The sequence below is a fragment of the Roseburia sp. 831b genome, assembly GCF_001940165.2.
GTDB lineage: Bacteria > Bacillota > Clostridia > Lachnospirales > Lachnospiraceae > Roseburia.
The window spans coordinates 492111-506336 of sequence record NZ_CP135162.1 but is presented as its reverse complement, the minus strand read 5'-3'; the positions used below and the strand labels follow the sequence as shown (position 1 = coordinate 506336).

14 protein-coding genes are annotated in these 14226 nt (G+C 39.9%); 1 reads left to right on the top strand and 13 read right to left on the bottom strand.

The annotated features are described in order from the left end of the window. Positions 1–43: 43 nt before the first annotated feature. The 13 genes from BIV16_RS02235 to hisA form a co-directional block, all read right to left on the bottom strand. Positions 44–1081, bottom strand: a complete 1038-nt coding sequence (locus BIV16_RS02235) for a M23 family metallopeptidase (protein ID WP_075679539.1) — start codon at positions 1079–1081, stop codon at positions 44–46. Positions 1082–1188: 107 nt separating this feature from the next. Next, entirely contained in the window at positions 1189–1602 is a 414-nt protein-coding gene (locus BIV16_RS02230; protein WP_075679540.1) for a Fur family transcriptional regulator, read from the bottom strand. A gap of 46 nt (positions 1603–1648) precedes the next feature. Next, positions 1649–2503, bottom strand: a complete 855-nt coding sequence (locus BIV16_RS02225; RefSeq protein WP_075679541.1) for a putative manganese transporter — start codon at positions 2501–2503, stop codon at positions 1649–1651. Positions 2504–2715: 212 nt separating this feature from the next. Beyond that, on the bottom strand, positions 2716–3183 hold the full coding sequence (locus tag BIV16_RS02220; protein ID WP_075679542.1) for a GNAT family N-acetyltransferase: 468 nt from the start codon (positions 3181–3183) through the stop codon (positions 2716–2718). Between the two features lie 15 nt (positions 3184–3198). Further along, positions 3199–3651 (bottom strand): hypothetical protein, encoded by a 453-nt coding sequence (locus BIV16_RS02215; RefSeq protein WP_075679543.1) that lies wholly within the window; start codon positions 3649–3651, stop codon positions 3199–3201. Between the two features lie 42 nt (positions 3652–3693). After that, the gene (locus BIV16_RS02210) at positions 3694–4788 is read right to left on the bottom strand and encodes a GNAT family N-acetyltransferase (RefSeq protein ID WP_242940323.1); all 1095 of its coding nucleotides are present in this window, start codon (positions 4786–4788) and stop codon (positions 3694–3696) included. 56 nt (positions 4789–4844) lie between these two features. Next, positions 4845–5618 carry a histidinol-phosphatase HisJ family protein gene (locus BIV16_RS02205; RefSeq protein ID WP_075679544.1) on the bottom strand — a complete coding sequence of 258 codons (774 nt, stop codon included), beginning with the start codon at positions 5616–5618 and terminating at the stop codon, positions 4845–4847. 386 nt (positions 5619–6004) lie between these two features. Then, on the bottom strand, positions 6005–7630 hold the full coding sequence (locus tag BIV16_RS02200; RefSeq protein ID WP_330546380.1) for a hypothetical protein: 1626 nt from the start codon (positions 7628–7630) through the stop codon (positions 6005–6007). Continuing rightward, positions 7630–8484, bottom strand: a complete 855-nt coding sequence (locus BIV16_RS02195) for a pyridoxamine kinase (RefSeq protein WP_075679545.1) — start codon at positions 8482–8484, stop codon at positions 7630–7632. Before BIV16_RS02195 ends, BIV16_RS02200 begins: the two co-directional genes overlap by 1 nt. A 30-nt stretch (positions 8485–8514) precedes the next feature. Beyond that, positions 8515–9729, bottom strand: a complete 1215-nt coding sequence (locus tag BIV16_RS02190; protein WP_075679546.1) for an LL-diaminopimelate aminotransferase — start codon at positions 9727–9729, stop codon at positions 8515–8517. Positions 9730–9793: 64 nt separating this feature from the next. After that, on the bottom strand, positions 9794–10342 hold the full coding sequence (locus BIV16_RS02185; protein ID WP_075679547.1) for an ANTAR domain-containing response regulator: 549 nt from the start codon (positions 10340–10342) through the stop codon (positions 9794–9796). Between the two features lie 29 nt (positions 10343–10371). Beyond that, positions 10372–11703, bottom strand: coding sequence for a type I glutamate--ammonia ligase (gene glnA / locus BIV16_RS02180; RefSeq protein ID WP_075679548.1), 1332 nt, complete (start codon positions 11701–11703; stop codon positions 10372–10374). Positions 11704–11705: 2 nt separating this feature from the next. Beyond that, positions 11706–12491, bottom strand: a complete 786-nt coding sequence (hisA, locus tag BIV16_RS02175) for a phosphoribosylformimino-5-aminoimidazole carboxamide ribotide isomerase (RefSeq protein ID WP_075679549.1) — start codon at positions 12489–12491, stop codon at positions 11706–11708. Positions 12492–12764: 273 nt separating this feature from the next. On the opposite strand from hisA, the gene guaB reads away from it, so the two are divergent. Next, positions 12765–14219 carry an IMP dehydrogenase gene (gene guaB, locus BIV16_RS02170; protein ID WP_075679550.1) on the top strand — a complete coding sequence of 485 codons (1455 nt, stop codon included), beginning with the start codon at positions 12765–12767 and terminating at the stop codon, positions 14217–14219. Positions 14220–14226 lie beyond the last annotated feature (7 nt).

The window sequence follows — 14226 nt, the reverse complement described above, 5'->3', positions numbered from 1 at the left end:
TTCCACTACGTGGTGTTGAAAAAACAAAAGCACTGTTGCACGATTATTCGTGCTCAGTGCTTTTTGCTTCTTCCCGCATCTGGTAAACGCGTTTCCACTCCTTACTGTCTGTTACCTTTTCTACCTCACTCTGATTCTGATGTAAAAACTGTGCCAGCGGATATACATTAATCCAGATTTCGCCGTTGCCATCTTTTTGTGATTCATCAAAAATAAGCTGCACTCCAAAATGAAGGTGTGTAATCTCAATATTATTCACATTTTCGGTTGTGCTGTAACCGGTATGTCCCATATACCCAATGACGTCTCCCGCCGTCACCTTACTGCCTTCTTTTAACTCTTTTACATAAGGATAGTTCTGCCTTAAATGCGCATAGTAATAATAACGTTTCGTATCATAACTTCGGATTCCAATCCGCCAGCCTCCATACTGGTTCCAGCCTAGCGCCTCCACCACACCGGACTCCACCGCGATTATGGGTGTACCTATCTGCCCCATCATGTCATGCCCTAAATGCTCCCTTTTATATCCATACGACCGCGAGACCCCGAAATCATCGTAATCCTGATACTCAAATCCTTTTGCAATCGGAGAAAATGCCTTCAATCCATATTTTTCCACATAAGATACCGTCCCATCTTTCTGCTTTTCCTCAATCTCATAGGTTCCAACATAGCCGTCCAAGACAGCAGAATATGCCTCTTTATAATAAGGATAATATTTCATTCCGGCAGAAAGTTCCTCCATCGTACTCTCCCCTTTTCTAATCTTCTCTGCCACCTCCTCGATTGCAGCAATGCTGTCTTTGGTAAACTCCCCTCCTCCTTTTGCTCCTGCGTACGCTAGAAGCTCTATCCAGTTGAGTGGTGTATTTGTATCATGCGACTCCAAATCAAGCTCATATGCCCGTTCTAATGCCTCATAGGATACATTAAAGTCTACCCATTTGATAAAGCCATCTCCGTTTACTGCTACCGCCTCTGAATGCAAAAAAGGAATTCCGTTCTTAACCACCACAATGATAACCAATAGTATCATCTCGAACAGAATTCCTATCTGAAGTACGTTCCTTTTTTTCATGCGAAAAACCTAACTACTTTTAGAACATACTATGCTTTTTTCTTCTTTTTTATGCTATGCTGCTCTTTTTCCTATACACCTTTATCGTCATACTTTCTCATAAGCTGCTATTCATTTTCCTGGCATTTACTGCACATGCCATAAATAATGGAGTTCTTACACTGAAGTTCAAATCCATGGTCTTTTTTGATATGCTCTGCAATTTCTCTCATGAAATCACATTCCAGATGGATGATACAGCCGCATTTTACACATTTCAAATGAAGGTGTTCGTCACAGTGATGCCCCTGCTCCACATACTGGTAAACCGCCTGATTTCCTTTTTCTGCTACATATTTGATTACCGTTCCTTCTTTGGCAAGTTTATCTAAGTATCGGTAAATAGTTGTTATGTTAACCTCGCTTTTGTTTTCCTTTAAATAATTGGAAATGTCATTTACATTTACCGTGCGGTCGCCATTTTTTTTCAAATATTCTAAAATTTTTGTTCTGCTTGCTGTCGTATAGCTGTTTCCTGCCATTTTTATCCCTCTGCCTTTCTTACCAGCGATTCCAGGCTGATTTTCTCTAAAATACGATTCCTATGCATTCTATCACAATTCCCCAGAAAACACCAAGTCCATATAAGGTTGCCACAATCGCTGCATTTTCCTTCCAGTTACGGTTTAACCGGATTAAAATCAACATTCCGACGCCGGCATTTACCAATAATCCGGACATCATCGCTCCGGCCTGAATGATTCCACCTAAATAAAGTTCTGTGATAACCACCGAGGATGCACAGTTTGGAATCAGTCCAATCAATGCTGCAACCAATTCTCCTACTACCGGAACGGAAGAAAAAAGTGTTGCAAGATGTTCTTCTCCGATTGCGCCAATCAAAAGATTTAATGCAAATGAAATCAATAGGATATAGACAAAAATCTTTATGGTGTGCTTGAATGCTGACTTTAGGACGCCGTCCTCACAACTGCAATGTTCCTCTTCACACACGACATGGATGTCCATCTCTTCTTCCTTCTTTTTCAACAGCTTTACATAGACAAATTCCACCAAAAAGCCGGATAGAATTGCAATGATTACTTTTACCGCAAGAATTTTAAAAATAGTTGCTGCCGGAACCGATTCCGAAATAAAAATCGGAAGCATCTCATCTGAGGTCGATAAGAAAACAGCCAGCAATGTTCCGACCGTAATGACACGTCCCGCATAAAGGCTAGATGCCGCTACCGAAAATCCACACTGTGGAATGACTCCTAAAAGTCCTCCCCAAAGCGGCCCGACTTTTCCCGCATTCTGAATCCTTTTACTTAATTTCTTTCCAGTGCTATGTTCCAATGCTTCCATCACCAGATAGGTGAGAAATAGAAACGGAAGTAATTTTACACTGTCGATACAGGTATCTAAAATAATATCTAACATCTGATTCTCCTACTATAATCTCTTTTCAAATATTCTACTTCACAAACAGTTGATTTTTGCAAATCATTTGCTTTTGCAAGTTAAATGCATTTGCAAACAAGTTGCAAATTTGATTATACAAGAAAATCGGACGTTGTCAAGGGGTATCTTAAGTTTTGATATCAAAAGCTGCTTCCTAACTTAGTAGATGAAGCAGCTTTTGACAGCCAAACTTAATCGGAACCAAGCTTTTTCTCCATACATAGGGATTCTTTCATGTCAACATACGGTCCATAATTTTTGATTCGCTCAAAGCCTAATTTTTCATAGACATGCTGGGCTTCTTTTAATCGCTCTCCTGTCTCTAAAATCATGCTTTGATACCCTAATTCCGTTGCCCAGCTTATGAGTGCTTTTACAAGTCCGGTTCCTAATCCTCTTCCCTGAAAAGCATTTCGGACAAAAACACGCTTTAATTCAACCTGTTCCTTGTTGTAGGCACGAATGGCACCTCCTCCTGCTATTTTTCCATCGACTAGAACCAGCATACATTCTTTGATTTTATCTATCTGGTTGTATGTCTTGTATTTGTCTCTTTGAATTTCTTTTCCGACTCTTCGGTCTAAATCCTGGTCAAGCAGTCTACAGTTTTCAATAAAATCTTCATTGCTGCTGTCACATCGTATGTACTGAACTTCCATTCTTACTTTTCCTTTCTACTCTATTTTCTGCAAACCCTGATATAATTCATCAAAGCTCTTTCCTGATTTACATCTTCCAAAAGAAAAGTTTTTGTTCTCCCCAAACTCAAGCAGAAAACACTTTGCTAATTCTTCCACCGTGATTTCCAGATTTTCAAAAAATTCGCGGTACGCAAAGTCCCAGGCCGGCGTACCTTCTTCAAAATTTGAGGTAATCAACGACTCGCAAACCTGGTCTAACGGATACATTTTTATATGCATCAATTCATGGACAATAACCTCCTCCATATTTTCCTGCTTCGGGCTCTTGGCATTGAGCATCAGCACCGCTTTTCGGTCTGTTGGGTCAATTTTAAAATCTCCTGTCTTATTCCACTCTGAATCCTCGAGCATTTCTAATTTAATATCCCATTGAGGGCTGATTCTTAACTTTTTACACCAATATTCAAATCTTTCCTTGATATCCATAACTTATTTTTCGTAGTAATGATAACTGCTACGTTCTCCTCCTTATAATTCTTTTACCATTTGCATTTCTTGAAAGTTCATACCTGAAAATGTATATGCAATCTCCTTGATTTCTTGAAATCCGATGTCGGAATACATTTTCCGCGCTATCGCATTATCCAACGACACACTGATGTATATTTTATCCGCATTATGTTTTTTCTTAAAATAATCAAGAAATTCTAACACTGCTTTTTTGCCGTATCCTTTGCCTTGATACTGTTTTCCTATCATAAAACGGCTCAGCGACCATCCTGGAAAAGTTTCATCATAATCATATAGAATAAACCCTACCATTGTTTCACCCTGATAAATTCCCAGTGTATACAAGCCTTCTTCAAAGGCAGCCTCCACTAAAGAGCGCTTATTATCTGCAACAAAATGCTCCTGGCTTTTATCAACTTCTAATTCCATACAATCCCAGTAATTTGATTCATCTATTTTTCTAAAATTCATTTCCTGCTGCAAATAAGGTTTTATCACCTTAAAAACATTCAGATACCCGTTTGCATACATATGCACGCCATCAATGGCATACTCTTCTTTCTGCTCCCCGTTTGCATCTACAAGCTCTGCATTACAGTCAAGATAATGGCAACCATATTTTTCTGCAATTTCTTTCAGCTGTTCATTACACTGTGCCAGATTTTCCGGCGTACGAAGTTTCATCCATTGAATGGACTCTTCTGTCTGCCAAGGCAGATGAAGATTTGCCGGATAGAATGCCATTATATAGATTTTGGCATCCGGGAGACTATCTTTTGTCATCTTAATAATTTTACCAAAATTATCCATCAAATGAGTCATCCATTGATCTCCAAACCGCTCTTTTGTAATATCATTTGTGCCAATGTTGATGAATATCTTCGATGGTGCAAGGTCTAAAAGCAGTATATCAATGTTCTCTAGGAACTCGTCCGTGTTCAGTCCACCAACACCACGATTGTATATCACCTGATTAATTCCCTGACTCTTTGCAATTTCACAGACAGGAAACATCTCCATCAGAGATGACCCTGTAAAAAGGATTTTTCCTTTTAATGCATTCTGGTTTAAATACTTAAAATTTTTTATTTTCATCATCTGGTCATGATTCATTATAACTGCCCCTTTCTATATTTATACGGTCAAATTGACTTTATCAAGGTCTTTTTTCAAGATAAGATTTCATTTACCAATACCCGCTTTCTATTTATAAAAATCACTTCCTGCAATCCTAAAGATTTGCTTAATTCTTTTGCAGCTTCATTATCAGCAGCCAAATCTTTTACCTCATGTGCGTCGGAACCAATCGTAATATAGTTGCCACCACAATCTTCATAAATTTGAAGAAGTTCTTTTCCTGGCATCGTCTGATGATGTCCTTTTCGAATAGAGGAACTATTTATCTCCGGCACGATATCCTGTTCCAATAATCTTTTAAATATTTCATTCATTACAGCTTCTTCATAATAGATTTCTCCATAATATCTTTTTGGAAAATCCATATGTCCTAATACCTGAAAGCCACCATGCTTTACTGTTTTTAGAACCTCTTTCCAATATAGTGAATAAAATTCCTTAGCAGAATACTGTTCTCTAACTTTTTGACAAGGGAACATATTACCAATCCAATGAATACTTCCAATCACATAATCATACGGCAGACTAACAAGTTTATCTAGCTCATCTGGATATAGATGTGGTTCCCCAAATTCGATACCTGCAAGTATGGTAATTTTTTCTTGATATAAACTCTTCAACCTGTGAAACTCTTCGAAAAAATCCGAAGAATTGTAGTAATTATAACCGTAGTCATTTTGGTTCATATCAACATGTTCTGTAAAACCAATCGAGTTCATACCTTTATGGATAGCACTCTCGATGTATTCTTTCATCTCTGCGTCGGAATCACATGAAAATTTCGTGTGTACATGTAGGTCATTCATAATTGATTCATCCTCCGTTCAACTTAGAAGTTGTCTACTTTTCTCCTCACTCTCATACAATACTGTTTAGAATCAAAAAAACTTTATCCGTACAGTATTTCACTTTCAAATTCTCTAGAACTCCTCATAATTTACTGCTTGAAATCAAAAAAACTTTATCTGTACAGTATTTCACCTTCAAATTCTCTAGAACTCCTCATAATTTACTGCTTGAAATCAAAAAAACTTTATCTGTACAGTATTTCACCTTCAAATTTTCTAAAACTCCTCATAATTTACTGCTTGAAATGCTAAAACCTTTATCCGTACAGTAATGCTCTATTCCGGCATCCCTATATAGCCAGAAAGGAACCTTTCGGTTCCTTTCTTCAACTACAATTATAGTTCTATTTTTCAATTCCAAGCACGGTATTGGCCTGATCACCTTCCATATATTCAAATGTGATGGTGTCTCCTACACTATAGCGCACGATATCAAGATAATCTGCTACTGATACATCGTAAATATTGGAATCATTTTCGAGTAAAATGTATTGATGCGTATTTCCCTCTACCACAGCATCGGTGATTTTTGCAATCGTACCGGTTGCTTTCTTAACACTGTCGCTCTCTTTCGTTTCCGCATTGACGCCATTTTGCTTCATCAATTCCATGTAATTCTTTTCACATTCGCTGACAGAATCGCCAGTTGCTACAATCTGGTATTTCTGCACATTTACCATTGCATACATTTTTACCAGACCGGAGTCATCCTTTAATGCAATGAAATAGGTCGGCTCATTTGCAATGTTCAATAACAGTGGGAAGGTTGCCGTATAGCCAAGGTTTTGCACCTTACCTTCCGCAGAGGACATCGCAGAATCTTCAATCGCGCCTTCCACCTGATAATATTTTGTCTCCATCGTTCTCTCATTCATCAGGACAAATCCGACGTTAGACTGGTCACTTGTGATGGAGGTTACTCCGGTATAAACCCAGACATCATCATTCATTGCAAGGTAATTATAACCGTTCGTGGTGGTCAGACAATCCTTCTGTCCTAACACACTGTTGATAAATCCATGTTTTAAAGATCCATAATAATCATAAAGCTGTACCAAAAGATCTGCAGAATAAACACGGTCTACCCAGCTTGGCACATCTTTTACCGCATAATCGGTGCACTCACCTGTCACAGCATTACAAAGCACAACTCTGCCGATAGTCTTACCGCCAAACAGGCCAATCTTATAATCTGCAACACTGCAAATCCAGTAAGGCGTACCCTCCTCGTCAATCTCAAAACTGATATCATCGAAAATATAGGTCGGATAGCGAAATCTTAAATGACGATTTAAGTTTCTATGGAAATGGTCATATGGCGTGTATTTCATGCCTTCCGACAAACGAACCAGCTCCGTATCCTGCGTTGCCATATCAATCTTGATATAGGCTGGAATTCCTTCCTTCTGGTTCGTCAGCCACTTGATGGTATCCGCATAACGAAGCGGTGTCACACGAACCGGTTCCCCTTTGTAGTTAATCTGTGAGTAAAGATCGCTGACTTCAAACTGCGACGCCATATCGACAAGACTACCCATCTTACGATTTCCCAGAATGGATGCGGAGTCACGGTCTAACAGTGGAATCTGGTCATAGGAAATCTGTTTGATATCCTCGGTAAATTCTCCCTCTTCCACTTTTAAAAGTCTTTGATATTTTGCTGCATTGACAATCGGTGAGGATAAAATGGATCCTGCCACATAAACCACCAAAAACAGTAAAAAGACAATCACTCCAATCTTTAAACCTGTATATTCCTTAATAAAGGACAGTTCAATCTTGCTTTGTCCTGCTTTCTTTGCTTTCCTTACAATATAAAGCACTAAAAGCACCGCAAAAATCAGGAAAATAAATTTCCAAGTTTCTGTTGAATGAATATTAATTGCCGGAAGTGAAACATAATAAAAAATTGCAACGGCGATTACCACCAACAATGCAATCACCAGTTTGACTTTCGTCATTCCTTTCATCACGAATTCCCCTTTCGTTCTTTTGGTCGAAGCTGATATAAAAATTCTTCAAAACATACGCCATCTTGTTCCGGTATCAAAAGTTCTGTTGTTCTTGCAATACATTTTTTTAAAAAAGTGGACGCTTTCTTTACAGATTCTTCAAACGACACACCGTTCACGGCATCCGCTGCCACAATCGAACAGAAAATATCGCCTGTTCCGGCGCGCTGCGTTCCTACTTTTTCGCACCGTAGCAGTTTTGCCTCTTTTCCTTTTTCATAACAGAGGTTTGCAATGTATTTTCCCTGGACAATTCCGGTAATGACAATTTTGTCCGGTCCAAGATTTGAAAGCTTTTCAGCCAGACTTAAAATCTCCTTCTTGGTCCATTTTTCCTGATAAGGCGTATCCGTTAAAATACAGGCCTCCGTCAGGTTTGGCGTCATAATGTCTGCATACGGAATCAAACGCTTCATTTTCTCGCAGGTCTTTTTGTCATAGCTTGGATAAATTTCACCGTAATCTCCCATCACAGGGTCTACAACAACAATAGTCTTTTCCGTTTTAAACTGCTTCAAAAAAGCTTCCACAATCTCAATCTGACGCGCGGACGCTAAGAAACCGGTGCAGATTCCTTCAAACTGTAAATCAAGTTTCTTCCATTCTTTAAAATATGGTTCCATTTTGTCCGTATAATCTTCAAAAAAGAAGCTTTCATATCCGGTATGGTTTGAAAAAATGGAAGTTGGCATGGGACAGCATTGCACGCCCATCGCAGAAATAATCGGAAGTTCTACGGTAATGGAACATTTTCCAAATCCAGACAGGTCGTTGATCAATGCTATTTTCTTTTGATTATTATGTGATTCCATTCACATTTCTCCCATCTTACTTCTTATTCTCTAAAGGTTTTTAATGCGCTCTAAGGCTGCAACCGTATTTTCGTAACTTCCGAATGCGGTCAGTCTGAAGTAACCTTCTCCACTTGGTCCAAATCCAGAACCTGGTGTTCCAACTACATTTGCTTTTTCAAGTAAGTAATCAAAGAATTCCCAGGATGTCATCTGATCTGGTGTCTTTAACCAGATGTAAGGTGCATTCACACCACCAAATACCGTATAACCTGCGTCTTTTAATCCTTCTTTGATGGTCTTTGCGTTTCTCATATAATAAGCAATCTGCTCTTTTAACTGTGCTTTTCCTGCGTCAGAGTAAACGGCTTCACCGGCGCGCTGTACAATGTATGGTGCACCGTTGAACTTTGTTCCATGACGTCTTGCCCACATATCATGTAACGAAATTCCGTTGCAGGTAAGTTCTTTTGGAACAACCGTAAATCCAAGACGAACTCCGGTAAATCCTGCATTTTTGGAAAAACTTCTAAGCTCGATGGCACAGGTCTTTGCACCTTCACACTCATAGATGGAATGTGCCACATCATCCTCTGAAATATAAGCTTCATAAGCTGCATCGTAAATAATCACGGCACTTACTTTATTGGCATAATCTACCCATTCCTGTAACTGTGCTTTTGTGATGGTCGTACCGGTCGGGTTGTTTGGAAGGCAAAGATAAATCATATCCGGTGTCTCCTTCGGGAACTCAGGTACAAAATTATTTTCTTTGGTACAAGGCATGTAAATGACATTGCTCCACATCTCTGTCTTTGGATCATAAGTTCCGGTTCTTCCTGCCATAACATTGGAGTCTACATAAACCGGGTAGACTGGATCGCAAACTGCAATACGGTTATTCGTTGAAAAGATTTCCTGGATATTTCCAGAATCACTCTTTGCACCATCGGAGATAAAAATCTCATCTGCGCTGATGTCACATCCTCTTGCCGCATAATCATTCTTTGCAATCGTGCTTCTTAAAAATTCATATCCAAGGTCAGGTGCATATCCATGAAATGTTTCTGCATCTCCCATCTCATCTACTGCCTTATGAAGTGCCTCGATGATAGCTGGTGCAAGCGGCTGTGTTACATCACCGATTCCAAGACGGATGATATTTTTTTCTGGATTCACCTGTGAATATGCAGCTACTTTTTTTGCAATGGTACTAAAAAGGTAGCTTCCTGGTAATTTCTGATAGTTGTCATTTAACTGATACATAGTTTTCCCTCTTTTTCTTTTTCAATTTCAATCTACTTCTTATGTTATGTTATTTTGTCGGCAATTACAAGGTCAATAAACTTAAAATCATCTGGGCAGTCTCTGCCAGACCCGTGCCATTATCCATACTTCTCTTTTGCATATACCGGTGTGCCTCATCCTCCGACAGGTTGTTTCGCTCCATCAGAAGCCTTTTGGCCTGGTCGATTAACTGTCTGTCCTCCTCGCTCCGCTCCTTTGGCTTTGCACGCTCTTTCTTTCTTTTTCTTGTGATGGTGTATTCCATCATCTCAAGCGTCTGAAGCAGCTCGTGTACCTTTAACGGAGTCGAAAGACTTACAATATTCTGAATCGCCAATTCCTCACAGTTTGTCTTTGAGGCGATTAAAAGCATTTCAAAATGAGGTGGAAGATATTCCTGCAGTTCTGTGCACATCATATCGACGAAACGATAACCGCAGACTAAGATGCCGGAGTCAAGTCTATTGGCACTCTGTAACACCTGGGCTCCGGTTGTACACACTGACTCAACCGAAAACCCGTTTTGCAGCAGAGCTTTTTTGATATTTCCTGCGATTTCCTCTTTCGGAAACGCAACAATGATATTCGTCAATTCTTTTCCCCTATTTCTACATCTTCCGTTTAGATTTTATATAAATAATTCTCGATTTCCCACTGGGTTACCTGAGAACGATAATCTGCCCACTCTGCTTTTTTGGCCTCCATGTATTTCTCGGTAATATGAGCTCCTAATACTTCCTGAATATAGGTATCTGCTTCAAACTCATGAATAGCCTCTCCTAAATCTGCCGGAAGGGACTCGATTCCTAACTGATTTTTCTTGGAAAGACGCATCTCAAACACATTCTCCGTTACACTTTCCGGTGGTGTCATCTGATTGCGGATTCCATCCAGTCCCGCTGCAAGGCAAACTGCCAATGCTAAATATGGGTTTGCAGCCGGGTCCGGGCAGCGGAGTTCTACTCTTGTTCCTGCGCCTCTGGATGCCGGAATACGAATCAACGGACTTCTATTGGTAGCCGACCATGCAATATAAATTGGTGCTTCATAACCTGGCACTAATCTCTTATAGGAATTGACAAGTGGATTGGTAATCACAGACATTCCTTTCATGTGCTTCATGATACCGCCGATAAAATAATACGTTTCCTGGCTTAAACCTAATTCATCTGACTCGTCTGCAAAAATATTTTTTCCATCTTTAAATAAAGACATATTGATATGCATGCCGGAACCGTTGATGCCGTACTTTGGTTTTGGCATGAAGCTAGCAAACAGACCATGGCGCTTTGCAATTGTCTTTACTGCAAGCTTAAAGGTCATGATATTGTCGGCTGTTTTTAATGCCTCATCATAACGGAAATCAATCTCATGCTGTGCCGGTGCTGCCTCATGGTGGGATGCCTCAATCTCAAATCCCATATCCTCTAAGGTCAGTACCATATCACGTCTTGCATTTTCCCCAAGGTCAACCGGTCCTAAGTCAAAATAGCCTGCTCTCTCATGGCTGATGGTTGTTGGCTGCCCCTCGTCATCCTGATGGAATAAGAAAAATTCACATTCCGGTCCGACATCAAACTGATATCCCATGTCAGCTGCCTCTTTGATGACCTTCTTTAAAATATAACGGGGATCTCCTTCAAACGGCTTCTGATCTGTTCCATAGACATCGCAGATAATTCTCGCAACTTTTCCCTGCTGTGGTCTCCATGGAAAAATCGTGAACGTATCCAAATCCGGGTGAAGATACATATCCGATTCCTCGATTCGTACAAACCCTTCAATGGATGAGCCGTCGAACATACATTCGTTGTTCAATGCCTTTTCTAACTGACTTGATGTAATTGCCACATTTTTTAATGTTCCAAACATATCCGTAAACTGAAGCCGGATAAACTCGACATCCTCTTCCTCAACCATCCGGATAATATCTGCTTTCGAATAATTGCTCATACCTAGTCCCTCTCTTCTTTCATGAATTTTAAAACGCTATGATAATCCATTGGACCGCCAAATAAATCTAATGCGCTTCCAATCGTTACGTTCAGGTGTCCTTTTCCAAGCTCTTTTAACTGCTCTAAGTCATCAAAACTTCCTACACCACCTGCATAGGTTACCGGTATTTTTCCCCAGTCACCAAGCAGCTTCACAAGCTCCGTCTCGATTCCTTTGCTTTTTCCTTCCACATCCACTGCATGAATTAAAAATTCATCGCAGTAACCTGACAATTCATCTAACAACTCTGTCGTCACTTTTTCTTCTGTAAATTTCTGCCACCGGTCCGTCACTATATAATAGGAATCTTCTCTTTTTCTGCAACTAAGATCTAGCACCAGATGTTCTTTTCCAACTGCCTGCTCAATTTTCCTTAAATTGTCGTAAAAGATTCTGCCTTCCCGAAAAACAAATGACGTCACAATCACATGGCTTGCGCCCGCATCTAAAAATTCTTTGGCATTCCCATCATGGATTCCTCCTCCAACCTGGAGTCCACCCGGATAAGCTTGCAGCGCATTCTTTGCCTGCTGTTTTGTTTCCTTATAATAGGGGCTGTCTGCGGCATTCAGTAAAATGATGTGACCGCCTTTAATGCCATCTTTTTGGTACAGCTTTGCAAAATAGGCCGCATCCTGCTCTGACACGAAATTCTCGGTTGCCACATCGCCCTCGTCTCTTAGACTTCCTCCGACGATCTGCTTTACCTTTCCGTTATGAATGTCAATACATGGTCGAAACTGCATGGATAATCTCCTTATCAAACTTGTCTTTTATTGTAAAAAGGGCGACGAACCCCCTAAACGTGGCCTCGTCGCCTGACATGAATAATCATAACACACCTTATTTCATTTGTGAACAACCTTTTCTATAACCCTTTATAATTTTATTTATTAGAGTTTCTTCTTAATAAATAAGTTTTTATAAGCAATATCAAATTTCATATTGACATGCCTATTTTTTTTTGCTATTATTGCAAAAATATAACAAAGCACAGAAAAGAAAGAGAGGAAAAAAAAATGGGTACAATTATCGGTGAAGGAATTACTTTTGATGACGTATTATTAGTTCCACAGTACTCCGAAGTAACTCCAAACATGATTAATTTAACAACACACCTTACAAAGAAAGTTGTTTTAAACATTCCTATGATGAGTGCCGCTATGGATACTGTAACAGAGCATAGAATGGCAATCGCCATGGCTAGACAGGGTGGTATCGGAATCATTCATAAAAATATGTCTATTCAGGCTCAGGCAGAGGAAGTTGACAAGGTAAAACGTTCTGAAAACGGTGTTATTACGGATCCATTTTTCCTTTCACCTGAACATACATTGCAGGATGCTGAAGATTTGATGCGCAAGTTCAGAATCTCCGGTGTTCCAATCTGCGAGGGCGAAAAATTAGTTGGTATTATTACAAACCGTGATTTAAAATTCGAAACAGATTTTTCTAAAAAAATCAAAGAAAGCATGACTTCAGAAGGTCTTATCACTGCTCCAGAAGGCATCACATTAGAGGAAGCAAAACAGATTCTTGCAAAAGCCAGAAAAGAAAAACTTCCTATCGTTGACAAAGATTTCCATTTAAAAGGATTAATCACAATCAAAGATATCGAAAAACAGATCAAATATCCACTTTCCGCAAAGGATTCCCAGGGACGTCTTCTTTGTGGTGCAGGTGTTGGTGTAACCGGAAACATGATGGAACGTGTTGACGCTTTAGTAAAAGCACACGTTGACGTTATCGTTTTGGATTCCGCTCATGGTCATTCCAAAAATATCATGGAATCTGTAAAGAAAATCAAAGCTGCTTACCCAGACCTTCAGGTAATTGCAGGTAACGTAGCAACCGGTGAAGCAACACGCGCCTTAATCGAAGCTGGTGCTGATGCTGTCAAAGTTGGTATCGGACCTGGTTCTATCTGTACAACACGTATCGTTGCCGGTATCGGTGTTCCTCAGGTAACTGCTATTATGGACTGTTATAACGTTGCAAAAGAATACGGTATCCCAGTTATCGCAGATGGTGGTATCAAATTCTCCGGTGATATGACAAAAGCTCTTGCTGCCGGTGCAAACGTATGTATGATGGGTAGTATCTTTGCCGGTTGTGACGAAGCTCCTGGAACTTTTGAATTATACCAGGGAAGAAAATACAAAGTTTACCGTGGTATGGGCTCTCTTGCCGCTATGGAGAATGGTTCTAAAGACCGTTACTTCCAGGAAGGTGCAAAGAAACTCGTTCCAGAAGGTGTTGAAGGACGTGTTGCATACAAGGGTAACGTGGAAGATACTGTATTCCAGTTAGTCGGTGGTATCCGTTCCGGTATGGGTTACTGTGGCTGCCCAACTATCGAAGACTTAAAAGAAAAAGGAAAATTCGTTAAGATTTCTGCTGCTGCTTTACGTGAAAGCCATCCACATGACATTCACATCACAAAAGAAGCTCCTAACTACAGTGTTGACGAATAAACCGCAA

Excerpts from the sequence above, each read along its gene's own strand:
- BIV16_RS02220 (WP_075679542.1), bottom strand. The coding sequence starts at position 3,183 with ATGGAAGTTCAGTACATACGATGTGACAGCAGCAATGAAGATTTTATT.
- glnA (WP_075679548.1), bottom strand. The coding sequence starts at position 11,703 with ATGAGCAATTATTCGAAAGCAGATATTATCCGGATGGTTGAGGAAGAG.
- BIV16_RS02210 (WP_242940323.1), bottom strand. The coding sequence starts at position 4,788 with ATGAATCATGACCAGATGATGAAAATAAAAAATTTTAAGTATTTAAAC.
- BIV16_RS02205 (WP_075679544.1), bottom strand. The coding sequence starts at position 5,618 with ATGAATGACCTACATGTACACACGAAATTTTCATGTGATTCCGACGCA.
- BIV16_RS02215 (WP_075679543.1), bottom strand. The coding sequence starts at position 3,651 with ATGGATATCAAGGAAAGATTTGAATATTGGTGTAAAAAGTTAAGAATC.
- BIV16_RS02190 (WP_075679546.1), bottom strand. The coding sequence starts at position 9,729 with ATGTATCAGTTAAATGACAACTATCAGAAATTACCAGGAAGCTACCTT.
- BIV16_RS02195 (WP_075679545.1), bottom strand. The coding sequence starts at position 8,484 with ATGGAATCACATAATAATCAAAAGAAAATAGCATTGATCAACGACCTG.
- BIV16_RS02200 (WP_330546380.1), bottom strand. The coding sequence starts at position 7,630 with ATGAAAGGAATGACGAAAGTCAAACTGGTGATTGCATTGTTGGTGGTA.
- BIV16_RS02230 (WP_075679540.1), bottom strand. The coding sequence starts at position 1,602 with ATGGCAGGAAACAGCTATACGACAGCAAGCAGAACAAAAATTTTAGAA.
- guaB (WP_075679550.1), top strand. The coding sequence starts at position 12,765 with ATGGGTACAATTATCGGTGAAGGAATTACTTTTGATGACGTATTATTA.
- BIV16_RS02235 (WP_075679539.1), bottom strand. The coding sequence starts at position 1,081 with ATGAAAAAAAGGAACGTACTTCAGATAGGAATTCTGTTCGAGATGATA.
- hisA (WP_075679549.1), bottom strand. The coding sequence starts at position 12,491 with ATGCAGTTTCGACCATGTATTGACATTCATAACGGAAAGGTAAAGCAG.
- BIV16_RS02225 (WP_075679541.1), bottom strand. The coding sequence starts at position 2,503 with ATGTTAGATATTATTTTAGATACCTGTATCGACAGTGTAAAATTACTT.